The organism is Oceanobacillus massiliensis str. N'diop, assembly GCF_000285495.1.
GTDB classification, from domain to species: domain Bacteria; phylum Bacillota; class Bacilli; order Bacillales; family Amphibacillaceae; genus Oceanobacillus; species Oceanobacillus massiliensis.
Genome location: NZ_HE610976.1, coordinates 1 through 24498, shown reverse-complemented (window position 1 = coordinate 24498; position 24498 = coordinate 1). Strand labels below are relative to the sequence as shown.

The window sequence follows — 24498 nt, the reverse complement described above, 5'->3', positions numbered from 1 at the left end:
GATTTTAGCAGGAAAGGGAAAGGCGATACTGAATGTGAGATAAAGAATATACAGAAATGCTGATCTCTACCATGCGGCACTGCAAATAGAATTGCCAGATGGAGACTGACAGGAAGTACCCAGATTGGCAACAGTCCCCCTTTTAATTGGATACATATTAAATAAGGAGCATTATGATAATGGCAGAAATCATACCACATTGGTTAACGAAACAGGCTGATTTGGCACCACATGCAATTGCGATTGAATTGGCTGATGGCAGTTGCATTACATTTGGTCAGTTAAGAGAGAAGAGTGAGAGGTTTGCGGGTAGGCTGGCCCGGCTTGGAGTGATAGAGGGCGATCATGTTGGGATTCTATCGACTAATCAGATACCTATGATTGTAGCTATCCATGCCCTTAGCTATCTTGGAGCGGTTGCAGTCCTGCTGAATACACGACTTTCAGCTGAAGAACTCAATTACCAGATAATCGATGCAGAGGTTGCATTATTGCTCACTGCTGATGATTTAATAGATGGTGCTGAATCGATTAAAGTAAAGCAAACTGCCTCATTTTCAGAAGTGGAAGCAGCTGATGAAGCAGAAACAAATCTAAAAGCAGAGCTGGACTTAAGCGATATATTTACCATCATCTATACCTCGGGAACAACCGGGCATCCAAAAGGTGTGATTCATACCTATGGCAATCATTGGTGGAGTGCAACGGGTTCCGCTTTGAACCTTGGGATACATCAACATGATAAATGGCTTATCCCCTTACCAGTCTTTCATGTGAGTGGACTTTCTGCATGCATTAAAAGCGTTATCTATGGTATGCCAGTCTATCTTTTGCAAAAGTTTGATGCAAAAGCCGTCCATCAGGCAATCATGAAAAAGGAAATAACGATTGCCTCCGTTGTGACGGTAATGTTGCAGCGGCTGTTGGAGCAATTGGATGAACAATACTATCCAAAATCGCTTAGATGCATGCTCCTTGGCGGGGGGCCGGCACCGAAGCCATTATTAGAGAAGGCAAAGGAGAAAGGCATTCCTGTATTTCAATCCTATGGCATGACAGAAACTGCTTCTCAAATCGTCACGCTCAGTCCAAAGGATGCCTTGGAAAGAATCGGCTCTGCCGGAAAACCGTTATTTCCAGCACAATTAAAAATCGTACAGTTGCCCAATGAGCATGTAGGGGAAATACATGTCAAGGGTCCAATGGTAACAATAGGCTATTATAAAAATGAAGCTGCAAATGAAAAATCTTTTGCAGGCGGCTGGCTCGCTACGGGAGATTTAGGTTACGTTGATGCCGACGGTTTTTTATATGTTGTTGATCGGCGCAAGGACTTGATTATCTCTGGCGGAGAGAATATTTATCCTTCTGAAATAGAGGCGGTCCTTAGCGGCATGAATCAGATACGCGAAGTTGGAGTGGCGGGAAAGAAGGACGAAGAGTGGGGGCAGGTGCCCATTGCATTTGTCGTGAAAAATATGGATATAAGCCCCGATGAAATTATCGAATATGCCAGTAAACGGCTTGGAAAGTATAAACTTCCAAAGGAAATTCGCTTTGTCAAGGAACTTCCTAGAAACGCATCGAACAAACTGGTTCGGAACAAGCTGCTTTAGCTAACCTGGTGTAGTGCGTTGGAGATAATCATCTCTTGAACAAAATGCACACGAAGAATAGCTGTTTTTAATTGAAGAGGAACTGAGGGGCATCTGTCAAAAAAAAAGGCAGATGCTCTTTTCGGTTATTTTTTTAAAATGAGCCAAATTAAGGGAAGGAGGTGCTGTAATGGAAAAAGAAAAATATTACGTCAATATTGGTACAGGAGAGATTTCGCAAATGCGATATCAAAATAACGATGATTATGTCGTCTATGCCAGTACAGAGGAAATAGCCCTATTGCGTGCCAAAATGGAGAATATGCATGGCGCAAGCTTCGATTCATTCGTAAGATCCCATATTCTTGCTATCCCTTACCATGTCGATCAACCCAATGATGACTATGATGCCAATATGAATGAGGCATTCCAAATGCTCTATGCACTTGGGGATGAACAAACAAAAAATCACATCGAATCCATGGGGATTTTGCCGGACAATCATAATCAGGAAAATGATGGAATATAATATGGTAAAAAATGTTTAAAAAGTGTTTAGCCTCCTGGTAAAAAAGGAATAGATAACTACAGAACACTTTTAACATTAACCAGGGGGTAAATAAAATGAGGAGAGGACAGCATAGAACGTTAAAATGGATCATCACGCTAGGTATGATCGCTGTGTTAATTGTATCTGGAAACACGATGGGGAAAGAGACAGTACTCGCAAGTGACCATACAAAAGTATTATCATCTGCATTCCTAAAGGAAAATATAACTGCGTCCGAAAAGCCGCAATTAACACATGAGGATATCACTTTGCTGACAAATAAATTTATGGATATTCTTGTACAGGATATCGATTCGAACTATAAAGTAAACAATTTTGATACGAAAGAAGAATTGCTGAATGAATTCTCAACAGTGACAACAAAGGAGATCGCGCAGGAATTTGTTGATTTCTTTTACATGGAAGAAGCTGACGGCCTCTATATCTTACCGACAGAAACACCGCCATGGTTCCTTGAGACAAATGATTATGATATGATAAAAGTGAACGATTCTACCGTAAAAGTTGTTCAGGATAATTACACAGATCTTGATGGCAACTATACAGTGGAGTTTGAATTCACTTATGATACCGAGTGGAAAATTACGAATATAACATATAAGTAATTTCTCCGAACATTAAAGTGCTGGGCGGATCGGTAACACAAAAGGCAGTTGAATTAAATGATAACATTCAGAGACTATTACAACAATGAAGTGAGGCTCTCCTTTGATGACCATCCCTTTTCAAAAGATCCAAGACATGTATGGGTGATTTGCCGGCATAAGGGGAAGTGGCTTTTGACAAAACATAAGGAACGCGGCTTGGAATTCCCAGGAGGCAAAGTTGAGTCCGGAGAAACAGCAAAAGAGGCTGCCATCCGTGAAGTAATGGAAGAAACTGGCGGAACGATCCAGCAAATCGACTATATTGGGCAGTATCTAGTGGAAGGCAGAAAAGCTACGGTTGTCAAAAATGTATACTATGCCAAGGTAGATAAACTAACCGAGCAGGAAACATATTTTGAAACAGATGGGCCGATACTGCTTAATTATATTCCCGGAAAGGTCAAATATATCAAGAAATATAGCTTTGTGATGAAGGATGGAGTTCTGGAAAATTGCATGAAATTCTTAAAAAAGAATAATATTCAATTATAACTGGAGAGGCTGCAGTTTGGTAGAAAGACCCTGGGACTTGGGAAGCTGGGCAAAAAAACTCAAACAGCAGTTAGACCAGCAGTGCTCCCATACCTGCAAATCCCAAGCCATAAACTAAATTACATAAAAAAACAGAAACATATAGCCTGATTGAAGCAGGCTATATGTTTCTATTCCGGATAAGCCAGCGTTCCAATTTTTCAACAAGCTTATACATGATTGCCGCTAGGATGGCGATTATGACGAGGCTTGCCATAACGAGGGTGAAATCAAATACCTGAAAACCATAGATGATTAAATATCCAAGTCCTTGCTTGGAAACAAGATACTCTCCTACGATAACCCCGACCCATGATAAACCAACATTTACTTTTAATGTAGAGATCATAGCGGGCATGGCAGCGGGGAAAATTGCTTCCCGGAAGCATTGCCAACGGTTGGCTCCAAAACTCTGCAGTACTTTTTCATAATTAGGATCCACTTCATTGAAGGCCGAATAGACGACAAGTGTGGTAACGATTACCGATATAATGAACCCCATTGCAATAATGGACAGGTAACCGGGTCCGAGAGCGACAATCAGAATTGGTCCAAGGGCAACCTTTGGCATGGCATTCAGTACGACAAGGTAAGGATCCATGATTTTGGAAAATCGAGCAGATGACCAGAGCATGGTAGCAATAATGATCCCGCCGACCGTTCCAATGATGAATCCGATAATGGTTTCAAAAAGTGTAATCTGCAGATGTGTGAAGATGGATCCATTTGCAAATCGTGTTACAATCAGATTGAAAACTTTACTCGGGGAGCTGAAGAGCAGTGGATCAATCCAGTACAAGCGGCTTGCAGTTTCCCAAAGCACAAAGAACACAATCAGGATACTCAGCTGCCAGGTAAGGACAATTTTTTTCTCCTTTTTCAATCCCTTCAAATATTTTTCAAATAATTGGCGATCATTCATTTGGGATTTCCACCGCCTTTTTTCCTGATTCGCGGGCTTCCAGTTCATTCCAGATCTTTTCAAATAAGAGCTGATATTTCGGATGGCGTCTTACCAGAAAAGGCTCTTCGTCCCGCAGTTCTAATGGCACTTCATAGATTTTTGCTATGGAACCTGGATTAGCATCCATCATAAATATTCGATCACTCATCGCGATTGCTTCCCCAATATCATGGGTTACCAGAATTGCAGTCTTGTGATAGCTTTCCAGCAGATTAGCCACCAAATCCTCCAGATTCAGCTTCGTTTGATAATCCAGTGCAGAGAATGGTTCATCCAGCAGTAGGATTTTCGGATTGTTAATGAGTGTCCGGACCAAGGCTGCCCGCTGACGCATACCGCCGGAGAGTTCATTTGGATATTTTTCTGCTACATCGCTTAATCCGACTTCCGCTAGCAAATCAATGGCCCTTTCTTTTAGTTCTTTCGTTATCTTATTATTTAATTTCGGACCAATTAAGACATTATCGAGGATAGTCTTCCAAGGAAATAGGTAATCCTGCTGTAGCATATAGCCGATTTCCATTTCCGATTCGTCAATTTTTTTCCCTTGCAGAAAGACATTTCCTTCCGTCTGGCGAATGATGCCAGCAACGATGGAAAGGAGCGTTGACTTTCCGCAGCCGCTTGGTCCCAGAAGCGCGACAAATTCCCCTTCTTTAATGGATAATGTAATATTATTTACTGCCTTTGTATAACCGTTTTTTGAAAAATAATGATGGGAGACATGGTCCAGGGTCAAGAATGACACAAGATTACCTCCTTTTAGTTATCCGAAATGACATCTTCTGCGTATTCCGTATTTACCAAATCTTCATAAGGTGCATCTGCGGGCAATTCTCCAGCCTCATCCATGATATCCTTGAGGTTATTCCATTCTTCTTCATCGAGAATCGGATCGGTGGCAAATGACCCCTGGCTTTTATAGCGATCGATTGATGATGCAAGTATATCCAAATCTGTATCTTCAAAGTATGGCTCGATTACCTTGGCGATTTCCTCCGCACTATTTTCCTCTACCCATTGCTGGGCTTTGTAGATTGCCCGTGTAAAGGCTGCAACTGCCTCATCGTTCTCTTCCATAAAGCTTTGCTTCGTCATGAAAACGGTGTAGGGAACTTTGCCGGATTCTTCACCAAAGGAGGCCACGATATGTCCTTGACCTTCTTTTTCAAAAATACTTGCAGTCGGTTCAAACAGCTGAACATATTCGTAATCTCCGGAAGCAAATGCCCCAGGAATATTAGCAAAGTCGATGTTCTGAACTAAATCCAAGTCTGCATGTGGATCGATACCATGCTGTTTAAGTACAAACTCTCCAACCATTTGCGGCATCCCTCCAACTCGCTGCCCTAAAAAGCTGCTGCCTTTCAGGTCTTCCCATGCAAATGCAGAATTTTGTTCCCTTGCGAGCAGGAATGTCCCATCCGTCTGAGTCAATTGGGCAAAATTAATAGCATAATCCTTTGAGTCCTGGGCGTACACGTAAATGGAAGTCTCTGATCCGACAAGCGCAATATCTGCTCCTCCGGAAAGAAGTGCTGTCATTGTCGTATCTCCTCCCCATGTCGTCTGCAAATCAACCTCAAGGCCTTCTTCTTCAAAAAATCCTTTTTCAAGTGCTACATATTGTGGTGTATAAAAGAGGGAGCGTGTAACCTCTGCCAGACTTATTTTAGTTGTTCCAGTAGCATTACAAGCCGAAAGGAAAATGAGGAAAACAACTGATAAAACAGTAATGAATTTAACTTTTCTCATACGTTTCGTTCCTTTCAAAAAATGTGATAATTGATTAACACAGTTTATGCAGGGTGCAAAAAATGTGTGAATGCCCATTTGCTGTCATTGGTCATCATCTATATTTAAGGCTGTTTTCTAAAAGATTGCTGATGATTATATGGAAACTGAGAAGCAGGAACAACTGCCGATTTCCGTTCCGGGCAGTAGCTTTCCTTGGCGGGCTCTTCAAGCTCCACGAATGGAACCCAATTCCTGCGGGAAAGAGCGAAGATGCTAAGCCCCGATAGGCGATTCTGCGGAAATCTAAAAAAAACCGATCTCTATCCAGAGACCGGTTATCAGCACATGGGCCGATTTAATTTTCACTCATATAAATATTAAATCCTTTTGGGATGAGGAAACGTGTGTTTAACCTTTAAATAAAGGTCCTGCTTGCTTGATTTCATTACTTGCCAGTTTGAATTTAGCGAAGTTCTCATGGAACTTAAGTGCAAGTGATTGGGCAGCCAGCTGATAGGCAGCTTTGTCTTCCCATGTATATTTCGGTACCAGGACTTCATCCGGTACACCAGGCACATGCATCGGAATCTCCAGTCCAAAAATTTCATCCTTGATGGTTTCTACAGCATTCAGTTCGCCTTCCAATGCAGAATGTACCATTGCCCTTGTATAGGAAAGCTTCATCCGATTACCGATACCATAAGAGCCCCCGGTCCATCCAGTGTTAACTAAAAAGACATTGGACTTATACAAATCAATTTTATCGCCAAGCATTTCTGCATATTTGGATGGTGCAAGCGGCAGGAACGGGGAACCAAAGCAAGCAGAAAATGTTGCTTGCGGCTCGGTTACACCACGCTCTGTCCCTGCCAGTTTACTTGTATAGCCACTTAGGAAGTGATACATTGCCTGTTCCTTCGTCAATTTGCTGATTGGCGGCAATGTACCGGACGCATCTGCTGTAAGGAAGATGATTGTGTTCGGATGTCCGGCCACACTTGGTGAAACGATATTATCAATATTTTCAAGTGGATATGCAGCACGGGTATTTTCTGTTAAAGAAGTATCTTCATAGTTTGCAATCCGTGTTCTTTCATCCAAAATAACGTTTTCCAGTACTGAACCATACCGGATTGCATTGAAGATTTGTGGTTCTTTATCTTTTGTTAAGTTAATACATTTTGCATAGCATCCGCCTTCTATATTGAAGACACCGTTCGGACTCCACCCATGTTCATCATCACCGATCAGGCGACGGTAAGGGTCTGCTGACAAAGTAGTTTTTCCCGTACCGGAAAGCCCAAAGAACAATGCTACATCACCTTCTGCCCCGACATTAGCAGAACAATGCATGGAAAGTACATCACGCTGTGGAAGAAGATAGTTCATAACAGAAAAAATTGATTTTTTGATTTCACCAGCATATTCTGTACCACCGATTAATACAACACGTTTCTTGAAGGAAACGAGTATAAATGTCTCTGAGTTCGTTCCATCTACATCTGGTTCTGCTTTAAAGCCCGGAGCAGAAATAACCGTAAATTCAGCTTGATGGTTCTTTAATTCTGATTCCGTTGGTGTAATGAATAACTGCCTTGAAAATAGATTATGCCATGCATACTCATTGATTACTTGAATTGGCAGGCGGTACGTTTCGTCTGCACCAGCAAATCCTTTAAATTGGTAAATCTGATCCTTTTCATTTAGATAGTCGATCACTTTTCTATATAGATTATCAAATATTTCTTCCTGAATTGGTCTGTTTATCTTTCCCCAGTCAATAAGATTCTCACTAACTTCGTCCTTTACAATGAATTTATCTTCTGGGGAGCGGCCGGTATATTTACCAGTGACGGCCTGAACTGCACCAGTGGATGTTAATCTCCCTTCATTAGTGCTTAAAATCTTTTCAACCAGCTGTGCCACTGGTAAATTTTCATGGATGTTTGGATGGGAATAAAGCTCTTTTACTAATGATTTTTCCACGGTTTTCATATAGTAATCTCCTGCCTTTATCAAGGTATTATAACGCGTATATCTTAAGTTGGTTATTAGTATAACACATTAGATTTAATAGTCCACACTATTACATGAATAAATTTTTAGAAAATATATGAAGCTCATAGCGAACGTTAAAAACAGTTGACAGGGGCGGGCTGTTTCGTTAATCTAAAATTTGAACGGATACTCTCTTATTCAGAGTTGGTGGAGGGACAGACCCGATGAAACCCAGCAACCATCACTTCGGTGAAAAGGTGCTAACCTGATGCAAGGATGATTCCTTGAACAATAAGAGCGAAAGGCCAGGTAGTTCCTTTCCTCATGCTTTGCAGGAAAGGCTTTTTTTGTTTTTTAGGGATAATAAAACTGGCCACCTTAGAAAATTGTTTTACCTTTTGAAGGTACTTTGAATATTAATAGAAGTAAAATTGAATGGAGTTCCGTAACACATAACAAAGGAGAGTTTAGCCAAATGGCTGCAAATCGTCGTTTATTTACATCAGAATCCGTTACAGAGGGACATCCGGATAAGATGGCAGATCAGATATCCGATGCCGTTCTGGATGAAATTTTAAAGAAGGATCCAAATGCAAGAGTCGCTTGTGAAACAACCGTTACTACCGGGCTCGTATTGGTGGCAGGAGAAATATCTACAAGCACATATGTCGATATACCGGCAATCGTTCGCGAAACGGTAAAAGGAATAGGCTATACACGCGCTAAATATGGTTTTGATTATGAAACATGTGCAGTCCTGACTGCAATTGATGAGCAATCTGCTGATATTGCAGGTGGTGTGGATACAGCGCTTGAAGCACGTCAGGGGAAAATGAGCGATGATGAAATCGATGCTATCGGTGCAGGGGATCAGGGATTAATGTTTGGATTTGCTTGTGATGAAACCAAAGAATATATGCCGCTTCCCATTTCACTCTCCCATAAACTATCTAAACGTCTTGCGGATGTCCGCCAAGAAGAAATTCTGGATTATCTTCGTCCGGATGGCAAAACACAGGTTACCGTAGAGTATGATGAAAATGATAATCCTGTTCGTATCGATACGATTGTCATTTCGACCCAGCATCATCCGGAAGTGACCAATGAACAAATTGAAAGAGATCTGATTGAGCATGTTATCCGTGCGGTCGTTCCGCAAGAATTGCTTGATGATGCAACAAAATATTTCATCAATCCTACCGGTCGCTTTGTAATTGGCGGACCACAGGGGGATGTGGGATTGACAGGACGCAAGATTATCGTCGATACGTATGGTGGCTATGCCCGTCATGGTGGGGGAGCATTCAGCGGGAAGGACGCTACCAAAGTAGATCGTTCCGCTGCCTACGCTGCACGCTATGTTGCCAAAAATATTGTAGCTGCAGGCCTTGCAAAATCATGTGAAGTCCAGCTTGCTTATGCAATCGGGGTAGCAGAACCTGTTTCCATTGCGATTAATACATTTGATACAGGTAAAGTGAGTGAAGAGACTCTCGTTGAAGCGGTACGTAAATTATTCGACCTTCGTCCAGCTGGAATCATCCGTATGCTTGACCTTCGTAAACCGATATTCAAGGACACTGCTGCATATGGACACTTCGGAAGAACGGATATCCTGTTCCCATGGGAAAAAATTGACAAAGTCGATGAACTGATTGCGATGACAAAATAAGTAAACTAAGATTGAAAGCTGTACAGACACCGAGAAGGAGTCTGTACAGCTTTTTTGCTGCAGTGAAACTATAGGCAGAAGCTCAGAAAGATGTTTCCGCTATTTTTGCCAGCCACGGCCTTCCTTGTCTTGAGGAAGAGCGTAAGCACAGTATAATAGAGAGATGTGCTGATCCGACAGCTGCGTGGTTAGTCAACTATACTGCATAAACTTAAAATAGCTATTCCTTATTGACATTCATCAATGCTGTATTGGCTTCGCTATAATATACTGCCGCCTTTTTATATTTCTTATCTGAAAAATAGTAATCTGCAAGCATCTTCAAATATGTAAATTTTTCATAATACAGTTGTCTATCATCAAGAAAAGGAACAACTTCTTTTGTAATCAGTTTTTCGAATGAGCCATTGATTCCCTTGATCAAATGGCTATAGACTCTCAATTTATATACATAGACAGAGTCTGTCGGATTCAAATTCTCCGTAAGGCTTAGTCCCTCATTGAGCCACTTTTCAGCGTTTTCCAAGTCGCCATGATTATAGTATTCCTTCATGATACTGGTTATCGGAATTAACTTTAGGATGTTTGCATTGTCAGTACGGAGCTCAAAGCTTTTAGTATAATTCCTGATTGCCTGACTGCTGTCCTCCCACAAGGAATATAGATTTCCAAGGTTTTGATAGCAAACTGCAAGGGCATCAATATCATTTTGCATTTTTGCAATCTTGGCAGCCAATTGATGGCTATCATAGGATTTGTTTAAATACCCCATCCGCCGATAGGATATTCCTATCAGCACATGGCACTTTATGCAATTTTTTAATTGATAGGAGTCCCGGAAGTATTCAAGCGCTTTATTCGAATACAGTAAGGCAATATGGGTATTCCTTAGTTTGCTTGCTGATGATGCAATCCGAAAGTAAAGATCGCTTAACTCATCCTGTTGATTAAATAAGTCTGTGTTGGTAAATTCTTCGGCTTGCTGGAAATAAAGAAGTGCTTTGTTATAGCTAAGCTTATTGTAATGATAATCCCCTTTGAACTTTAACCAGTAGTATTTCTCTTTATCATTGAATTTACTGGATACCCTTTCAAGATAATCATATTGTTCCTTTGCCTTCTCTTTTTCTGCGACAAGCCGGAAGTATCTCAGTTTATGTATTTCTACTAAGTTGCTTAATGTTGCGCTTATCAGTACATCCAATCTAGTATCAATTTGTTTAAATAGACTGATTGCCTCTTCCTTTTCCCCTTTAAAGAGAATTTGGAACCAGGTATGGTACAGGTCATGATCCGTATCTTTCAGGGTTTTTGGTTTAATGTTCAAGCGTGAACTTAAGAGCTCCAGAACATCATTGGGAGGTTCAATGACCCCATTTTCAATTTTAGACAAATAAGATGTAGATATTATTCCATTTGAAAGCTCCGATTGTGTCATTTTCATTCTGCGTCGATGATGTCTTATTTTTTGTCCGATATCCATTTCCCTGCTCATTATATACCCCCTTAGACCTATTATAGGAATAAATAGTAAATTTTACCAATACAATTCATTTTTCAAGTTTCGCTTTTTTACTGAAAAATTTAAGTGTCTTTGTAATATCTAATGGAAAAATTTCCATAAAACGACATCTTTCTCCGGAAATTTGTCTTTTTTAAAACGGAAATGAATCTATTTTTAAAATAACCCAGAAAGCCTCTATGATATGATTTAAAAAAATAATCGATTGATTTAAAAAATAATCCGAAAAGAAAAATCAACCGTCTTTAGTTTGACGGGTTTGATGAAGAAGGTGGAACAATGATTGAATTGGTGCGACAGGCTCAAGGGGGAAGCGGGGAGGCATTTTTAAAGTTATTTCAGTCCTATGAAAACAGGATGTATCGCATAGCCTATGTGTATGTAAAAAATAAAGATGACGCATTGGATGTAATGCAGGAGACAGCATATCGCTCCTTAAAAAACCTCCATTCCTTGAGAAATCCCGAGTTTTTTAAAACTTGGATAACCCGCATCACCATCAATTGTGCGATGGATTTATTACGGAGGCAAAAGAAATTAACATATGTCGAGCCAGAACAAATTCAGGATATTTCCTATGTTGATGACGACATTCCGCTGAATATGACGATCCATGAATTGATGAATAATTTGCATGAGAACGAAAAGACAATTATCATCCTGAAATTTTATTCCGGCTACAATTTCCGGGAAATCTCCAATCTGATCGAGATGCCGCATGGAACAGTAAAATCCGTCTATTACCGTGCGTTGATTAAGCTTAGGAAACAAGCTGAAGGGGCGGATTTATATGGACAATATGATTAAGGACCTTATAAATAAAATCGAAATTCCAAACGATTTACATAATCAGATTAAGCTAGGTATGAAAAAGGCTGAGCGGGAAGTGTCAAATAGGAAAAATATTGCGAAAGGGAAAATCATATCTATTGGATTAGCAGCAGTAGCCTTCGTTAGTATCTGCCTGGGAACGGCAGCCTATCTGTCTCCAGGACTTTTGTTGTTTGTTTCTGATAATCCGATAGCTGCCAGCATATTTGATCGGAACCCTTTGGAAGAGTTGATCTATAAAGAGCTGCATAATCATAACTATAATACCGATGTCATGGATATTCATATAGAAGATTCCCTATTTACAATATCTATTGGCGGTCCAAAAGGGTATTTCGAGAACGTACAGCATGGAGTAAAGAAAATAACGGAAACTTTTCTACAGAATAAAGGAATTGAGAGCTTTCATGTAGAAATTGTAATTGGAGAGTCCTGATATATGAGCAGGCAGAGATTTAAAGGTAAGTGACTCGGTTTCACTTTATTTGGAAGCTGAATTGTTCGCTCAGGCAAAGTGAAAAATATTGGGCGGCAAAACAATGCTGTTAGTAAAAAATCCTGCTTTGTAAGATGAGAGGGGGGAGAATGTGTACTATTTTGGGGCAAATTCTCAATTCTTTTCCAACCTGACTATTTTTTTAGTGATCATCTTATCACTCTTTTTTAGTTTCAGCTGGATTATGAGAAAGCTGCTAAACGTAAAACGTAAGAAAATCTTTTCAATTGATTATATAAATGATGCACATAAACGATATGATCGTACTATCCGTATTGGTTCCGTATTTTTCTTCATCATATTATCAGTTTTTCTATTTGACTATTCCAGATTCCATTATTCAGAAGCTTCCCAGCTCTTATTTTTTGTTTCGATGCTTTTCACAGCTGCTGGTGAATTGCTTCGTGCGTATATGGAATGGAAATACAGGAAGGATCAAAATGATTATATATTGACACTCTGCAATATAATATTTATGACCGCGATGGTAATCGTTATTATAAAGTCAGATTTTCTTGGACTTTTTGTATAGTATCTTTTTGTATAGTATCATAGGTAACCAGGTTAATTGGAGGTAATCATGATGAGCCCGATTCTAAATGAGGTTGGCACTGTCTTTATTCCGGTAAGCAATATTGGCAGAGCGCGTGATTGGTACTGTGATATTCTCGGATTGACAACAGAAGAAGAGGTTCAGTTCGGCCATCTATTTGTAATCCCTATGAACGGTACGGGGATTGTTTTAGACAGTAAATTATATTCGGAAGACAGCATCTTCATAAAGCCTGCATTTCACTTCAATACAAAAGATATACATAAAGCTTATGAATATATGAAAAGCAAGGATGTCGAACTGATTAGCTCAATAGAGCATGGCCATTGGTTTAATTTCAAAGATCCGGATGGGAATGTCTTAATGGTCTGTAAGTGCTGACAATAGGCAGGGACTTCTAATAGAAAGCAGCTTCCTATTTTGAACAAAGAAAAAACGCTTGAATAACAAGCGCATTAGTGAAAAACCAAGGTGAAAACAGCTATAGGCCCATATCCGTATGTTCCTTATAATACTGTCCTTTTTCCACATAGGATTTTCTGACTCTTTCCATTTCTGCATAGTCATCCTTAGTAAGTTCACGTACAACTTTGGCAGGTCTTCCCATTACCAATGTATGTGGAGGAATCTTTTTTCCTGGCGGGACAAGACTCCCTGCTCCGATAAAAGCACTTTCGCCAACTTCAGCCCCATCCAGAATAATGGAACCCATTCCGACCAGGGCTTTTTTTCGAATGATGGATGAGTGAAGGGTCGCCTGGTGCCCGACTGTCACATCGTCTTCTATGATGAGCGGCTTATTTGGACTTTGATGCAGCATTGACAAATCCTGAATGCTGACTCTTTTGCCAATACGTGTGGGTGCAACATCCCCGCGAATGACAGTTTTGAACCAAATGCTTGATTGTTCTCCTATCGTTACATCCCCATTGATTACCGCATCCTTTGCAACAAATGCTGTTTTATGAATTTTCGGATATACATCCATATAGTGGTCAATCATGAGTATCCCCTCCTGCTCGTATTTGTATTTTCGAGATAGTTATGATGCTATACTTAGTATAGCAAATTTCCATTGGAAATAACGAACGAGAAAATAACGAAGGTGAATGGAGGAAAAACTGTGTCCCGGGTACCAGGAAACACTATATTATTACTACGATCTGCCTTTCAGAAAATAATTCCGATGGTGGATAAGGAGATTGATTATTGGAGGAGCCGTGCAGAACAGATTCCAAATGTGGAATTACGGACGCAGGCAACTTCAAGTATTGATTCCAAAGGCTTCCATTGCAAAGGAGGAGGAATCTATGCATTGATCGCTGAAGCAAAGGATAGAGAAGCAATCACATTTATCGTAGCTTACCAGACAATTTGTGACTATCTGGATAATCTTTGTGATCGAAGTACATCGCTTAATCCAGATGATTTTAGACTATTGCATCAGGCATTGAAGGATGCTCTAACTCCTGAAAATGAAATAATAAATTATTACCGGCTTCGTGAGGAACAGGATGACGGCGGATATCTTGCAGAACTTGTGGCTGCCTGTCAGGGAGTCCTGAAAAATCAGGAGGAATATAGGTATATTGAACAGCAGGTTTGGCAGCTGGAGGGACTGTATGCAGATCTTCAGGTACATAAGCATGTGAAGATAGAAGAACGGATACCACGATTGACCGGTTGGTATGAGGAGAATGGGGAGAAAGCGTCCGACCTCTCCTGGTATGAATTCTCTGCTGCTGCGGGATCCACTTTAGGCATTTTCTGTCTCGTCTCCTATATGCTTGGCGGGAAGATTGACAGCAATAACGCACAAAATATCTATAGTGGCTATTTCCCTTATATGCATGGCTTGCATATCTTGCTTGATTATTATATTGATCAGCAGGAGGACATGGAGGAGGGAGACCTGAATTTCTGCAGCTTCTATATGGATAACAATCATATGAAAAAGCGTTTGATTTACTTCATCCGGCAATCCAAAAAACATAGCAGAAACTTACCGGACCGGAAATTCCATGAAATGATCCAGCAAGGGCTGATTGGTCTTTATTTGGCCGATGAGAAGGTAGCCGGAATTGAAGGTTCAGAGGATATGTGCAAATCATTGATGAAAGCAAGCGGCGCCACATCGAAATTCATTAATTTCACGATAAAATTTTATTACAGAATGGAAAGTTAGGGAGTGAAAAACAATGTATGAATTAAAAACAAAAGAAACCAGCGGCAGTGTTATGGAATTTATAGAATCAGTCGATCATCCCAAGAAACGCGAAGATGCCTATAAGCTCCTTGATATCTTTACGGAAACTACTGGATACCAGGGAAAAATGTGGGGACCGAGCATAATTGGTTTTGGCTCCTATCATTATAAATATGAATCCGGTCATGAAGGTGATGCACCCCTAGTAGGATTTTCCCCAAGAAAAACAAAGCACAGCCTGTATTTTGCTACTGGCGATACTCATCGAGAAGCACTGCTTAAGGATTTCGGAAAACATACTGCCGGCAAAGCATGCATCTATATTAATAAAATCTCAGATATCAACGAGGATATTTTAAGAGCATTAATCAAACAGTCAATCGAATTTTTACAGAAGAAATATCCCTCCAACTAATAAAGAGAGGACGCGAAAGACGCGAGGTGCGGGGAAAAGTGTGGTTAGCGCGGAAAAACCGGTAGAAGCGCTGAATAATCGTGTGGGGCGCGGAAAAACCGGAAAAAAGCGCGGAATAATCAAGAAAAGCGCGGAATAAACGTGGAGAGCGCGGAATAATCGAGAGAAGCGCGGAAATAACGAGAGAAGCGCGGAATAATTAAGATAAGCGCGGAAAAACGGAGAAAAGCGCGGAAATAACGGGAGAAGCGCGGAATAAACGAAGAGAGCGCGGAATAATCGAGAGAAACGCGGAATAAACGAAGAGAGCGCGGAAAACCCGGTAGAAGCGCGGAATAATCGAGAGAAGCGCGGAAAAAACGCGGAGAGCGCGGAATAATCAAGAGCAGCGTATCGTCCCGCCATCCTAGAGCTGTCATGGAGTATATTTGAGTTGAAATTTAATTCATTATGGGGGGAATTTAATGTCAAAGGGGCATATACATCATATAGAAATTTATGTTTCCAATTTACATAAGTCGAGCATCTTTTGGGGCTGGTTCTTGGAGGAGTTAGGCTACCAGTCGTACCAAGAGTGGGAAAAGGGGAGAAGCTGGAAATTGGATGACAGCTATATTGTTTTTGTTCAGACGGAGGATAATTATCTGGAGAAGTCCTATCACCGAAAACAGGTTGGGCTTAATCATCTAGCGTTCCATGCTGATTCACGACACCACGTTGATGCCATCACCAGGCAACTGAAGGAGATGGGGTTATGCATATTATATGAAGATTTGCATCCCTATGCAGGCGGACCGAGTCATTATGCGGTTTATTTTGAAGATCCAGACAGAATAAAAGTGGAATTAGTTGCACCATAATTCATTTATATGGAGGAATCAGTATGGATGAACAACACAATGATCTGATTGGAGATATTCTGAAAGCATCAGGGGAAAAAGATAATTTTAAATTGAAAGGGAAAGGAAAACCGTTGCCAAAAGACTACATGGAAAGGGATGTGTTTCAAAACTTCCAGAAAATAGCCAAGGATGCTGGTTATCTGCCGTATTGGCTGAAACTGCAAAAGGAAATAGCAGTTCTTGTGCATGAAGCAGCAACGGAAAAAGACATTAGCAAAATCAACAAAAAGATAAAAGAATATAATCGTGCATGTCCGCCTACCATGCAGAAGCTTCCTGTAAAGCTGGAAGAAATGGAAAGGGCGAAAAAGATTTGGTAATAGATTTTTAAATAGGAGAGAGATGCTAAAAATGAACAATTTGCTATATACTTTGTATTTCATTGCCCTCGGAACACTATCTTTTTTTACGGGAGAAATTGTAACGTTTATAATGCTCGGTATCATATTAATCAGTCTCACGAATATTAGTGTAACGCTAAAGGAAATCCTGAAGGTTCAAAAACAAAAAAGTAAATATTTTAGAGAAGCAAGAATAATAGTAGAGTAAGGAGAGAGTTATGTATAGCTACTATGCCCGAGAATCTAAAAGTGCAATTTTATTCCTGTTCGTTTTAAATTTTTTGAATTTACTGTCTAAACCTATAGAGATATCAGGATTTCTTCTGGCATCTGTTCTGATAATGTTCATTTTATTTGTTGCACTTTTTATTGGTTTTCGTCTAACGATAGGTCGAGACACATTGCGTTATGAAGTACTTCTAATGCGTTTTCCAGTCTATGCAAAGGAAATAAGTGCAGGACAGATTAAGAAAATCCATTTTAAACGTGTGAATTGGAGCACAAAGGCCGCTGTTGTCCAATTGGAAAAGGGAATGAACCTTCATATTAGAGGTTTCACACCAAAGGCTGCCTACGATCATTTAATGGAGTTTGCAGAATCAAAAGATTTGCCAATTTCAAAAACACGAGATTATAGGATATTGGAGAAAATGCGCTAAACGGGACTGGAAGCCAGCTAGTGTAAAGAAGGCAGGTTTTGTGAGAATAGAAGATTTGAATAAGTATAAGGGAGCGAGGTGCTGCATTGTGGGATTGATAGATCGAATTGATACAATATGCCTTACGGTTAGTGACTTAGAGGCATCAAGTATTTGGTATCGGGATAAACTGAGATTTAGTGAATCCTTTAATGGAGGGGATTACCGAATCCTGAAGGCCGGTGAGAATGGAATTCCTTTAACGCTTGAACAGGCAGATAGGAAAGGAAATGATAAACAGGCATATCCGATATTTTTTTCACAACATATTGATGAACTTTACAATGTCCTTAAGAGAGAGGGAGTTGAGCTTAGTTCTAAACAATTTGACGGACAGAATACATTCTTTGATTTCTACGATCCGGATGGCAACAAACTGCAGGTTTGCTATTGGGAATAAACAGATGACAAGCTGGCTACTGTTGCTTTTTCTAACCTAAGCTCCAGAGAGAATGTCATTTTCGTTATTGGTATGAGGTTTACCGAATGAAAAAATAATTCAAAGCGGTGATTCTAATGAAAGAACCAGGCCTATTCTGTGAAACTGACAGGCTGATTATCCGTCCGTATATAAAGGAAGATTATTGGAATTGGTATACACAATTCGATAACCGTTTGCCATCCAAACACAAGTATGATGAAGGACATTACGATATGTCCAGGTTTACGGAAAAATGGTTTATTCATTGGATTAGGGGTCTATACGAAGCGGCAGAACGTGATCAGTTTTATATATTTGGGGTTTTTCGAAAAGAAGATGGTGTGAATTTAGGCAACATCGAAATAAACACGATCCTTCGAAAGGATTATCATTGGGCTATGATGGGGTACTATATCCATAACCAGTTCTGGAAAAAAGGTTATGGAAAGGAAGGTGTGCTTGCTGCTCTGCAATTATTCTTCAAGCAATTAAACTACCACAGAATCGAATTACATATCAATTTAGATAACGAACCCTCTATCAGATTGGCAGAAAGCACTGGGTTTATTTATGAATGTACAAGAAATGAATTTTCCTATGAAGACGGCAAATGGACGGATCTGCTGATTTTTTATCGGAATCAGCCAGAGGAGAGAGCGGATTAGACTTTCTTTCTAATCCGTTACTTACAAAGAACTGAGAGCTGTAACTGGCGGGGCGTACAACATGAGTGGAAAAGCCAGCCGCAGAAGAAGTAAAGAGAGAAAGTAAAGAGAAGGGAAGGGGCTGCAAGAACCAGTCGGATTAATGGGAGCACTGGGATTCAGAACCCGGAAATGCTTATCGTATGGAGGAACCTGGACGTCACCAGTCCCGAAGTACCCGAATAACCAGCTGGACATACATTCGACAAAATTCGGGAAGTGACAGGCACCTTTATCTTTTTTGGATGGCGAGGATGAATGGCGGGTCGTTTTTTTGGTTGATGAATCCATAGCGTAAGACAGTATATTTTTTTTGATCGAGTTGGAGCAGGTATCTTAATAAAGATTCTTTTTCATCTTTTCCGCCAGCATGTCCATGATATACAACAAGAACAATCAATCCGTCTTTTTTTAATAGGCTAAGAATCTTATCAACAGCTGTCACCGTTGAGCCACCTTTCGTGATGACGGTTTTGTCACTATTGGGCAGGTAGCCTAAATTGAAGATTGCGCCGCCGATTTCCTGGTTTTTAATATAGTCAGAGATATTTTCGTGGCTGTCATGGATGAGCGAAACATTTGTTTTCTCATTGCTTATCAGTTTTTTTCTCGTGTTGGCAATTGCCTGTTCTTGAATATCAAATGCATAAACATGGCCATTCTCGCCAACAACCCTGCTCAAAAAGAGGGTATCATTTCCGTTCCCGCAGGTTGCGTCAACTACCTTTTCACCATTTTCAACTGATCCTTCAAGTAAGTAATGTGCATAGTTCAGGATTCCTTTTAGCATACCGAAGCACTTTCCTTCATTATAAATTTACTGCTTTCTACTATAATATCACGAAATCCTTTTCCATAAAATGTATATTTATTGGTAAATTAATCAATAATAGTTGTTGCAGACAATAGCTTCGTGCATAATATAGCAGTAATACCTCATCTTGACATTGGCGCATGTTTTCATTATAATTCGATTAAATAATTCAACGACTCTGATAAGGACTAGTAATAACTTTTTTCAAGCATAGAGAGGCAGTGTCTGGTGGAAACTGCTGTTGGAAAAAATTATGAACTCACCTTTAATGTTGCAAAGCGAAAGAAGTAGCTTCTGCCGTTTCATCCGCGTTAAGGATTACAAGCGAACGCAATCTTTTGCGTTAATTTGGGTGGTACCGCGGGAAACAAAGCTTCTCGTCCCTATATAGGGATGAGTGGCTTTTTTTATGCAGTAATAGTGATAATGGCTCGATTGTGGGGCCGATAATGATATCGCTGGGTGAGACTAAGCTGCTTGCAGCAGGATTATCGGCTGCAGAAGTTGATTATATGTTATTTGGTTAGTGTTCTAAACAACACAGATAACTGGAAACAAATTGGATTCATTATCTGGTGAAAGCAGGAGCTTTTCAGAGCATTTACTTGCAATCGAACGATGTAGCAAAAAGAGTTGAACAGTGAAAGGAAGGGAAAATCAGATGAGTTTTAACCATCAGCAAATTGAGAAAAAATGGCAGCAGCACTGGCTTGAGAATAAAACCTTTAAAACGGATACTTTCTCTGACAAAGATAAATTTTACGCATTGGATATGTTTCCATATCCGTCTGGAGTGGGATTGCATGTCGGACATCCAGAAGGCTATACGGCTACAGATATTCTTTCGCGAATGAAACGAATGCAGGGATATGAAGTACTGCATCCGATTGGTTGGGATGCATTTGGACTTCCAGCGGAACAATATGCCATCGATACTGGAAATAGCCCCGTGGAGTTCACGGCAAAGAATGTTGCGACCTTTAAACGGCAAATTCAGGAACTTGGATTTTCCTATGATTGGGATAGAGAGTTAAATACAACGGATCCAAACTATTATAAATGGACTCAGTGGATTTTCATCAAGTTATATGAAAAAGGGCTTGCCTATATTGATGAAGTTGCTGTTAACTGGTGTCCGGCGCTTGGTACCGTTTTGGCGAATGAAGAAGTAATCGATGGAAAGAGTGAGCGCGGCGGACATCCGGTTATTCGCAAACCAATGAAGCAATGGATGCTTAAAATCACTGCTTATGCAGACCGTTTGCTGGAGGATCTGGATGAATTGGATTGGCCGGACAGCCTGAAAGAAATGCAGCGCAATTGGATCGGCCGTTCAGAAGGTGCCGAAGTAACGTTTACTATTGATGGGCATGACGAAGATTTTACCGTCTTCACCACACGTCCGGATACATTATTTGGTGCGACATACGCAGTACTTGCTCCCGAGCATCCATTCGTTAAGAAGATAACAACTGCAGAACAAAAAGATGCAGTTGATGCCTATCTGAATGAAGTGGAAACAAAATCTGATCTGGAACGTACGGATCTGGCGAAAGATAAAACAGGTATTTTCACTGGTGCATATGCAATCAATCCAGTCACAAATGAAAAGATGCCTATCTGGGCAGCTGACTATGTCCTTATGAGCTATGGAACAGGAGCGATAATGGCAGTACCGGCTCATGACGAACGCGATTTCGAATTTGCGAAAAAATTTGATCTGCCTATAAAAGAAGTGGTCGCAGGTGGAGATATAACAAAAGAAGCATACACAGGAGATGGCGAACATGTGAATTCGGAATTCCTGAACGGCCTTGGTAAGGATGAGGCTATCTCTAAAATGATTGACTGGCTCGTTTCAGAAGGAAAAGGGGAAAAGAAAATAACCTACCGTCTGCGCGATTGGCTATTTGCAAGACAACGCTATTGGGGGGAACCAATTCCAATTATTCATTGGGAAGATGGATCCATGACGACAGTCCCAGAAGAAGAGCTTCCTTTGGAACTGCCATTTATGTCAGAGATAAAGCCATCCGGTACAGGGGAATCCCCGCTTGCCAACAACAGTGATTGGGTAAATGTAGTAGATCCCAAAACAGGAATGAAGGGCCGGCGTGAAACGAATACCATGCCGCAATGGGCAGGCAGCTGCTGGTACTTCCTGCGTTATATTGATCCGGACAATACCGAACAGCTTGCAGATCCGGAAGCATTAAAAGAGTGGTTGCCAATTGATATATATATTGGCGGAGCGGAACATGCCGTCCTTCACCTGCTGTATGCGCGCTTTTGGCATAAATTCCTTTATGATATTGGTGTGGTTTCTACTAAAGAGCCCTTCCAGAAACTGTTCAATCAGGGAATGATTCTAGGTGAAGGCAATGAAAAAATGAGCAAATCCAAAGGGAATGTCGTTAATCCAGATGATATTGTTGTTTCCCATGGTGCAGATACATTGCGTCTATACGAAATGTTTATGGGGCCGCTCGATGCGTCTGTTGCATGGTCAACAAATGGGCTTGACGGTGCCCGCAGGTTCCTTGACCGTACATGGAGATTATTCATTGAAGAAGACGGTAGACTTTCTGAAAAAGTTGTAGAAAATGAAGCGGCTGACATGGATAAGGTATATAATGAAACAGTGAAAAAGGTAACCGAAGACTTTGAAAATCTTCATTTCAATACAGGGATTTCCCAAATGATGGTCTTCATTAATGAAGGTTATAAAGCAAATCGTATTCCGAAAAATTATGTGGAAGGCTTTGTAAAACTCCTTTCTCCAGTGGCGCCGCACGTTGCTGAAGAACTCTGGGAAAAGCTTGGTCATACAGAGTCAATCACCTATGCAGCATGGCCTGTCTATGATGAATCGAAATTGGTTGAGGATGAAGTGGAAGTGGTTCTTCAAGTGATGGGTAAAGTACGCTCCAAAATCAGTGTGCCTGCTGACATTTCAAAAGAAGATTTGGAAAAGGCAGCACAGGCTGATGAAGGTATGAAAAAATGGCTGGAAGGTAAAACAATCCGTAAAGTGATAGTTGTCCCTGGAAAGCTTGTTAACTTCGTTGCAAATTAATCAATAACAAAAAGATCTCTTCCAAATAATTAGGAGGAGATCTTTTTTGATTCTTATGTTCGTGAGGGAAGATTAGTCTATATAGAAAGTTACCCTGCTGGTACCCACTCTGTCTGCAGGATAATCCACTTTCCATTTTCATAATACCAAAGAGTTTCAACGGTACCAAGCTGATCTGCGTGGTAAGCCCCGCTGATCTGTTGATAGCTTTTTAACCCTGCCCCCTTAGATTTACTAATCAATACAGGCTCATAAAATGCAATCGGGTCAATCATCAGGGGAGTCGGTTGAAGCAGCTTCCCTTTCTCATCATAAATCCCAAGACGGATATAATCTTCCTTCCTATCCTCAACATCCATTACAATTGGCTTCCCATCAGGAATTATCTCAATAGTGACAAGAAAATCATCTTCAAACCTACCTGTTATATAAGCTTGTTCCGGTAACTCAATTTCGATTGACTTGCCACCAGCTAATGTATGCAAATTTGAAGTGTATAATCCGCCACTTCCACCAGTAGGACTTTGGTAAAAAATATCCATTATGCCATCATGGTTCAGATCAATAAATTCCAGCTTTGGTTCATATCCGCCGCCATAATTGATTCTCCAGGAATCATCATGACTTGATGTTACTTCCGCCCAAATGTCTTGATAATAACTCGCATCTGGTGAGAAAAGCTTTCCTTTTAATTGAATTGTTTCATTTTCTCCATCTCCCGTTACATCTGCCTGATAGGTTTCAATTAGAGTTGCATCAGGGGCTTCTGCAGCAAAAGTGTGGGTTGGGATAACCATAAATAGTAGAAATAAGTATTTCATGGGATCACTCCTATAGATGTACGAGGGTTATACATCGTTTTTATAGAGGTTAGATTGTGCTTACGGTTTGCATCCTATGCATAAACTCCGTAAAATTAAGGAGAGCACAGCGCAGAAAGGATGAATAAAATGGCTGAAATTAAAGAAATATCGCCAAATGAAGTGGAACAAATGATGAATCAGAAGAATATAGTGGTTATTGATGTGAGGGAAGATGAGGAAGTTGCACAGGGAAAAATCAAGCAAGCCAAACATATTAAATTAGGAAATATCCCAGAAGCTGTTTCAGAACTGGATAAAGATAAAGAATATATAATGGTATGCCGATCCGGTGCAAGAAGTATGAAAGCCTCTATGTTTATGGATGAACAAGGATTCAAGGTCCTGAATATGAAAGGCGGCATGCTGAACTGGGAAGGCGATACGGACATCTAGTCCATAATTAAGGTTATTTCTGGAAAAAATGGAAATAACCTTAATAGATTTATGGTTGCTTTTAATTTGAAATAAGTGTAATATAAATTTTGCTGTTAAGGCGGATATTGAGCGGCTTAACATGGCATTTCACTTTTATTCGACAATTTCAATTTGTTGTTGACAGGCTTTGATAATAGATGCTATAATGGATACCCACAGTAAGCGAATGAATTCAACAAGTAAAAATGCAAGTGAAATTAATTGTTGACAATCATTTTCAAAATGTGGTATGATAATTAAGTTGCTGTTTTTAAACAGCTAACAAATTTGCTCTTTGAAAACTGAACAAAACAACCAGTATGTCAACCAAAAAGAAACTCGTTTTCTTTTTGAAATAACTCATTAAGTTTCACTTATTGAGAAAGCAAGAAGCTAAGAACACAAATGGAATTGACCGGTGTCGATTCTATTCAAACACTTTTATGGAGAGTTTGATCTTGGCTCAGGACGAACGCTGGCGGCGTGCCTAATACATGCAAGTCGAGCGCGGGAAGCAAGCAGATCCC

The 24498-nt window shown here is 40.3% G+C and carries 28 protein-coding genes, 1 rRNA gene, 1 riboswitch and 1 other annotated feature; of the genes, 20 read left to right on the top strand and 9 right to left on the bottom strand.

Features of this window, described 5'->3' with window-relative positions:
• The first annotated feature begins 179 nt into the window (after positions 1-179).
• The 4 genes from OMHG_RS00390 (at position 180) to ytkD (ending at position 3305) form a co-directional block, all read left to right on the top strand.
• Positions 180-1616: an o-succinylbenzoate--CoA ligase gene (locus OMHG_RS00390; RefSeq protein ID WP_010647284.1), complete on the top strand. Its 1437-nt coding sequence runs from the start codon at positions 180-182 to the stop codon at positions 1614-1616.
• A gap of 169 nt (positions 1617-1785) precedes the next feature.
• The gene (locus tag OMHG_RS00385; protein ID WP_010647283.1) at positions 1786-2124 is read left to right on the top strand and encodes a hypothetical protein; all 339 of its coding nucleotides are present in this window, start codon (positions 1786-1788) and stop codon (positions 2122-2124) included.
• Positions 2125-2219: 95 nt separating this feature from the next.
• The gene (locus tag OMHG_RS00380) at positions 2220-2771 is read left to right on the top strand and encodes a hypothetical protein (protein WP_010647281.1); all 552 of its coding nucleotides are present in this window, start codon (positions 2220-2222) and stop codon (positions 2769-2771) included.
• Positions 2772-2828: 57 nt separating this feature from the next.
• Positions 2829-3305 (top strand): RNA deprotection pyrophosphohydrolase, encoded by a 477-nt coding sequence (gene ytkD / locus OMHG_RS00375; RefSeq protein ID WP_044476661.1) that lies wholly within the window; start codon positions 2829-2831, stop codon positions 3303-3305.
• Positions 3306-3465: 160 nt separating this feature from the next.
• On the opposite strand, the gene OMHG_RS00370 is transcribed toward ytkD, so the two are convergent.
• The 4 genes from OMHG_RS00370 to pckA form a co-directional block, all read right to left on the bottom strand.
• A complete protein-coding gene (locus OMHG_RS00370; RefSeq protein ID WP_010647277.1) occupies positions 3466-4266 on the bottom strand; it encodes an ABC transporter permease in 801 nt (266 codons plus the stop codon).
• The gene (locus OMHG_RS00365; protein ID WP_010647274.1) at positions 4259-5056 is read right to left on the bottom strand and encodes an ABC transporter ATP-binding protein; all 798 of its coding nucleotides are present in this window, start codon (positions 5054-5056) and stop codon (positions 4259-4261) included. Before OMHG_RS00365 ends, OMHG_RS00370 begins: the two co-directional genes overlap by 8 nt.
• 14 nt (positions 5057-5070) lie before the next feature.
• Complete coding sequence (locus OMHG_RS00360; protein WP_010647271.1) at positions 5071-6063, bottom strand: ABC transporter substrate-binding protein; 993 nt, start codon at positions 6061-6063, stop codon at positions 5071-5073.
• Between the two features lie 390 nt (positions 6064-6453).
• Positions 6454-8040 (bottom strand): phosphoenolpyruvate carboxykinase (ATP), encoded by a 1587-nt coding sequence (gene pckA, locus OMHG_RS00355; protein ID WP_010647269.1) that lies wholly within the window; start codon positions 8038-8040, stop codon positions 6454-6456.
• A gap of 194 nt (positions 8041-8234) precedes the next feature.
• Positions 8235-8341, top strand: a riboswitch (SAM riboswitch).
• 177 nt (positions 8342-8518) lie between these two features.
• Here pckA and metK point away from each other — a divergent pair.
• Positions 8519-9715: a methionine adenosyltransferase gene (gene metK, locus OMHG_RS00350; RefSeq protein WP_010647265.1), complete on the top strand. Its 1197-nt coding sequence runs from the start codon at positions 8519-8521 to the stop codon at positions 9713-9715.
• Between the two features lie 220 nt (positions 9716-9935).
• On the opposite strand, the gene OMHG_RS00345 is transcribed toward metK, so the two are convergent.
• Complete coding sequence (locus tag OMHG_RS00345) at positions 9936-11210, bottom strand: helix-turn-helix transcriptional regulator (protein ID WP_010647263.1); 1275 nt, start codon at positions 11208-11210, stop codon at positions 9936-9938.
• A 306-nt stretch (positions 11211-11516) separates the two neighbouring features.
• Between OMHG_RS00345 and OMHG_RS00340 the strand changes: the two genes are divergently transcribed.
• The 4 genes from OMHG_RS00340 to OMHG_RS00325 all read left to right on the top strand — a co-directional run bounded on the left by OMHG_RS00340 (position 11517) and on the right by OMHG_RS00325 (position 13498).
• Positions 11517-12044: a sigma-70 family RNA polymerase sigma factor gene (locus OMHG_RS00340; protein WP_010647261.1), complete on the top strand. Its 528-nt coding sequence runs from the start codon at positions 11517-11519 to the stop codon at positions 12042-12044.
• On the top strand, positions 12028-12504 hold the full coding sequence (locus OMHG_RS00335) for a hypothetical protein (protein WP_010647259.1): 477 nt from the start codon (positions 12028-12030) through the stop codon (positions 12502-12504). The genes OMHG_RS00340 and OMHG_RS00335 overlap by 17 nt, the downstream gene beginning before the upstream one ends.
• A gap of 151 nt (positions 12505-12655) precedes the next feature.
• A complete protein-coding gene (locus tag OMHG_RS00330) occupies positions 12656-13096 on the top strand; it encodes a DUF4181 domain-containing protein (protein WP_010647258.1) in 441 nt (146 codons plus the stop codon).
• Positions 13097-13147: 51 nt separating this feature from the next.
• A complete protein-coding gene (locus OMHG_RS00325; RefSeq protein ID WP_010647257.1) occupies positions 13148-13498 on the top strand; it encodes a VOC family protein in 351 nt (116 codons plus the stop codon).
• 100 nt (positions 13499-13598) lie between these two features.
• Here OMHG_RS00325 and OMHG_RS00320 read toward each other — a convergent pair whose 3' ends face one another.
• Complete coding sequence (locus OMHG_RS00320; protein WP_010647256.1) at positions 13599-14120, bottom strand: gamma carbonic anhydrase; 522 nt, start codon at positions 14118-14120, stop codon at positions 13599-13601.
• Positions 14121-14240: 120 nt separating this feature from the next.
• Between OMHG_RS00320 and OMHG_RS00315 the strand changes: the two genes are divergently transcribed.
• Together OMHG_RS00315 and OMHG_RS00310 are read left to right on the top strand one after the other, a co-directional pair.
• A complete protein-coding gene (locus OMHG_RS00315; RefSeq protein ID WP_010647254.1) occupies positions 14241-15302 on the top strand; it encodes a tetraprenyl-beta-curcumene synthase family protein in 1062 nt (353 codons plus the stop codon).
• A gap of 13 nt (positions 15303-15315) precedes the next feature.
• The gene (locus OMHG_RS00310; protein ID WP_010647252.1) at positions 15316-15738 is read left to right on the top strand and encodes a DUF1801 domain-containing protein; all 423 of its coding nucleotides are present in this window, start codon (positions 15316-15318) and stop codon (positions 15736-15738) included.
• 119 nt (positions 15739-15857) lie between these two features.
• Here OMHG_RS00310 and OMHG_RS18140 read toward each other — a convergent pair whose 3' ends face one another.
• The gene (locus tag OMHG_RS18140; protein ID WP_147628983.1) at positions 15858-16157 is read right to left on the bottom strand and encodes a hypothetical protein; all 300 of its coding nucleotides are present in this window, start codon (positions 16155-16157) and stop codon (positions 15858-15860) included.
• Positions 16158-16202: 45 nt separating this feature from the next.
• Between OMHG_RS18140 and OMHG_RS00305 the strand changes: the two genes are divergently transcribed.
• The 6 genes from OMHG_RS00305 (at position 16203) to OMHG_RS00280 (ending at position 18765) form a co-directional block, all read left to right on the top strand.
• The gene (locus OMHG_RS00305; RefSeq protein WP_010647251.1) at positions 16203-16598 is read left to right on the top strand and encodes a VOC family protein; all 396 of its coding nucleotides are present in this window, start codon (positions 16203-16205) and stop codon (positions 16596-16598) included.
• Positions 16599-16621: 23 nt separating this feature from the next.
• Positions 16622-16960, top strand: coding sequence for a DnaJ family domain-containing protein (locus tag OMHG_RS00300; protein ID WP_010647250.1), 339 nt, complete (start codon positions 16622-16624; stop codon positions 16958-16960).
• 31 nt (positions 16961-16991) lie between these two features.
• Positions 16992-17189, top strand: a complete 198-nt coding sequence (locus OMHG_RS00295; RefSeq protein WP_010647248.1) for a hypothetical protein — start codon at positions 16992-16994, stop codon at positions 17187-17189.
• Between the two features lie 73 nt (positions 17190-17262).
• Positions 17263-17640, top strand: a complete 378-nt coding sequence (locus tag OMHG_RS00290; RefSeq protein WP_147628982.1) for a diguanylate cyclase — start codon at positions 17263-17265, stop codon at positions 17638-17640.
• Positions 17641-17680: 40 nt separating this feature from the next.
• Complete coding sequence (locus OMHG_RS00285) at positions 17681-18079, top strand: VOC family protein (RefSeq protein WP_010647243.1); 399 nt, start codon at positions 17681-17683, stop codon at positions 18077-18079.
• 116 nt (positions 18080-18195) lie between these two features.
• Entirely contained in the window at positions 18196-18765 is a 570-nt protein-coding gene (locus OMHG_RS00280) for a GNAT family N-acetyltransferase (RefSeq protein ID WP_010647241.1), read from the top strand.
• A 271-nt stretch (positions 18766-19036) separates the two neighbouring features.
• Here OMHG_RS00280 and mnmM read toward each other — a convergent pair whose 3' ends face one another.
• The gene (gene mnmM / locus OMHG_RS00275) at positions 19037-19594 is read right to left on the bottom strand and encodes a tRNA 5-(aminomethyl)-2-thiouridylate-methyltransferase MnmM (protein ID WP_010647239.1); all 558 of its coding nucleotides are present in this window, start codon (positions 19592-19594) and stop codon (positions 19037-19039) included.
• A 193-nt stretch (positions 19595-19787) separates the two neighbouring features.
• Positions 19788-20006 (top strand) — a binding site (T-box leader).
• Positions 20007-20279: 273 nt separating this feature from the next.
• Here mnmM and leuS point away from each other — a divergent pair.
• Positions 20280-22694, top strand: a complete 2415-nt coding sequence (leuS, locus tag OMHG_RS00270) for a leucine--tRNA ligase (RefSeq protein WP_010647236.1) — start codon at positions 20280-20282, stop codon at positions 22692-22694.
• A gap of 89 nt (positions 22695-22783) precedes the next feature.
• Here leuS and OMHG_RS00265 read toward each other — a convergent pair whose 3' ends face one another.
• Entirely contained in the window at positions 22784-23515 is a 732-nt protein-coding gene (locus OMHG_RS00265) for a hypothetical protein (protein ID WP_010647233.1), read from the bottom strand.
• Between the two features lie 129 nt (positions 23516-23644).
• Between OMHG_RS00265 and OMHG_RS00260 the strand changes: the two genes are divergently transcribed.
• Entirely contained in the window at positions 23645-23950 is a 306-nt protein-coding gene (locus OMHG_RS00260) for a rhodanese-like domain-containing protein (protein WP_044476658.1), read from the top strand.
• 461 nt (positions 23951-24411) lie between these two features.
• Positions 24412-24498 (top strand): 16S ribosomal RNA (locus tag OMHG_RS00255); the annotation flags it as partial.

Coding starts and splice junctions, on each gene's coding strand:
- OMHG_RS00310 (WP_010647252.1), top strand. CDS start 15,316: ATGTATGAATTAAAAACAAAAGAAACCAGCGGCAGTGTTATGGAATTT.
- OMHG_RS00280 (WP_010647241.1), top strand. CDS start 18,196: ATGAAAGAACCAGGCCTATTCTGTGAAACTGACAGGCTGATTATCCGT.
- pckA (WP_010647269.1), bottom strand. CDS start 8,040: ATGAAAACCGTGGAAAAATCATTAGTAAAAGAGCTTTATTCCCATCCA.
- OMHG_RS00260 (WP_044476658.1), top strand. CDS start 23,645: ATGGCTGAAATTAAAGAAATATCGCCAAATGAAGTGGAACAAATGATG.
- OMHG_RS00340 (WP_010647261.1), top strand. CDS start 11,517: ATGATTGAATTGGTGCGACAGGCTCAAGGGGGAAGCGGGGAGGCATTT.
- OMHG_RS00360 (WP_010647271.1), bottom strand. CDS start 6,063: ATGAGAAAAGTTAAATTCATTACTGTTTTATCAGTTGTTTTCCTCATT.
- OMHG_RS00345 (WP_010647263.1), bottom strand. CDS start 11,210: ATGAGCAGGGAAATGGATATCGGACAAAAAATAAGACATCATCGACGC.
- OMHG_RS00385 (WP_010647283.1), top strand. CDS start 1,786: ATGGAAAAAGAAAAATATTACGTCAATATTGGTACAGGAGAGATTTCG.
- metK (WP_010647265.1), top strand. CDS start 8,519: ATGGCTGCAAATCGTCGTTTATTTACATCAGAATCCGTTACAGAGGGA.
- OMHG_RS00265 (WP_010647233.1), bottom strand. CDS start 23,515: ATGAAATACTTATTTCTACTATTTATGGTTATCCCAACCCACACTTTT.
- OMHG_RS00295 (WP_010647248.1), top strand. CDS start 16,992: ATGAACAATTTGCTATATACTTTGTATTTCATTGCCCTCGGAACACTA.
- OMHG_RS00325 (WP_010647257.1), top strand. CDS start 13,148: ATGAGCCCGATTCTAAATGAGGTTGGCACTGTCTTTATTCCGGTAAGC.
- OMHG_RS18140 (WP_147628983.1), bottom strand. CDS start 16,157: ATGACAGCTCTAGGATGGCGGGACGATACGCTGCTCTTGATTATTCCG.
- OMHG_RS00335 (WP_010647259.1), top strand. CDS start 12,028: ATGGACAATATGATTAAGGACCTTATAAATAAAATCGAAATTCCAAAC.
- mnmM (WP_010647239.1), bottom strand. CDS start 19,594: ATGCTAAAAGGAATCCTGAACTATGCACATTACTTACTTGAAGGATCA.
- OMHG_RS00305 (WP_010647251.1), top strand. CDS start 16,203: ATGTCAAAGGGGCATATACATCATATAGAAATTTATGTTTCCAATTTA.
- OMHG_RS00370 (WP_010647277.1), bottom strand. CDS start 4,266: ATGAATGATCGCCAATTATTTGAAAAATATTTGAAGGGATTGAAAAAG.
- leuS (WP_010647236.1), top strand. CDS start 20,280: ATGAGTTTTAACCATCAGCAAATTGAGAAAAAATGGCAGCAGCACTGG.
- OMHG_RS00380 (WP_010647281.1), top strand. CDS start 2,220: ATGAGGAGAGGACAGCATAGAACGTTAAAATGGATCATCACGCTAGGT.
- OMHG_RS00390 (WP_010647284.1), top strand. CDS start 180: ATGGCAGAAATCATACCACATTGGTTAACGAAACAGGCTGATTTGGCA.
- ytkD (WP_044476661.1), top strand. CDS start 2,829: ATGATAACATTCAGAGACTATTACAACAATGAAGTGAGGCTCTCCTTT.
- OMHG_RS00320 (WP_010647256.1), bottom strand. CDS start 14,120: ATGATTGACCACTATATGGATGTATATCCGAAAATTCATAAAACAGCA.
- OMHG_RS00300 (WP_010647250.1), top strand. CDS start 16,622: ATGGATGAACAACACAATGATCTGATTGGAGATATTCTGAAAGCATCA.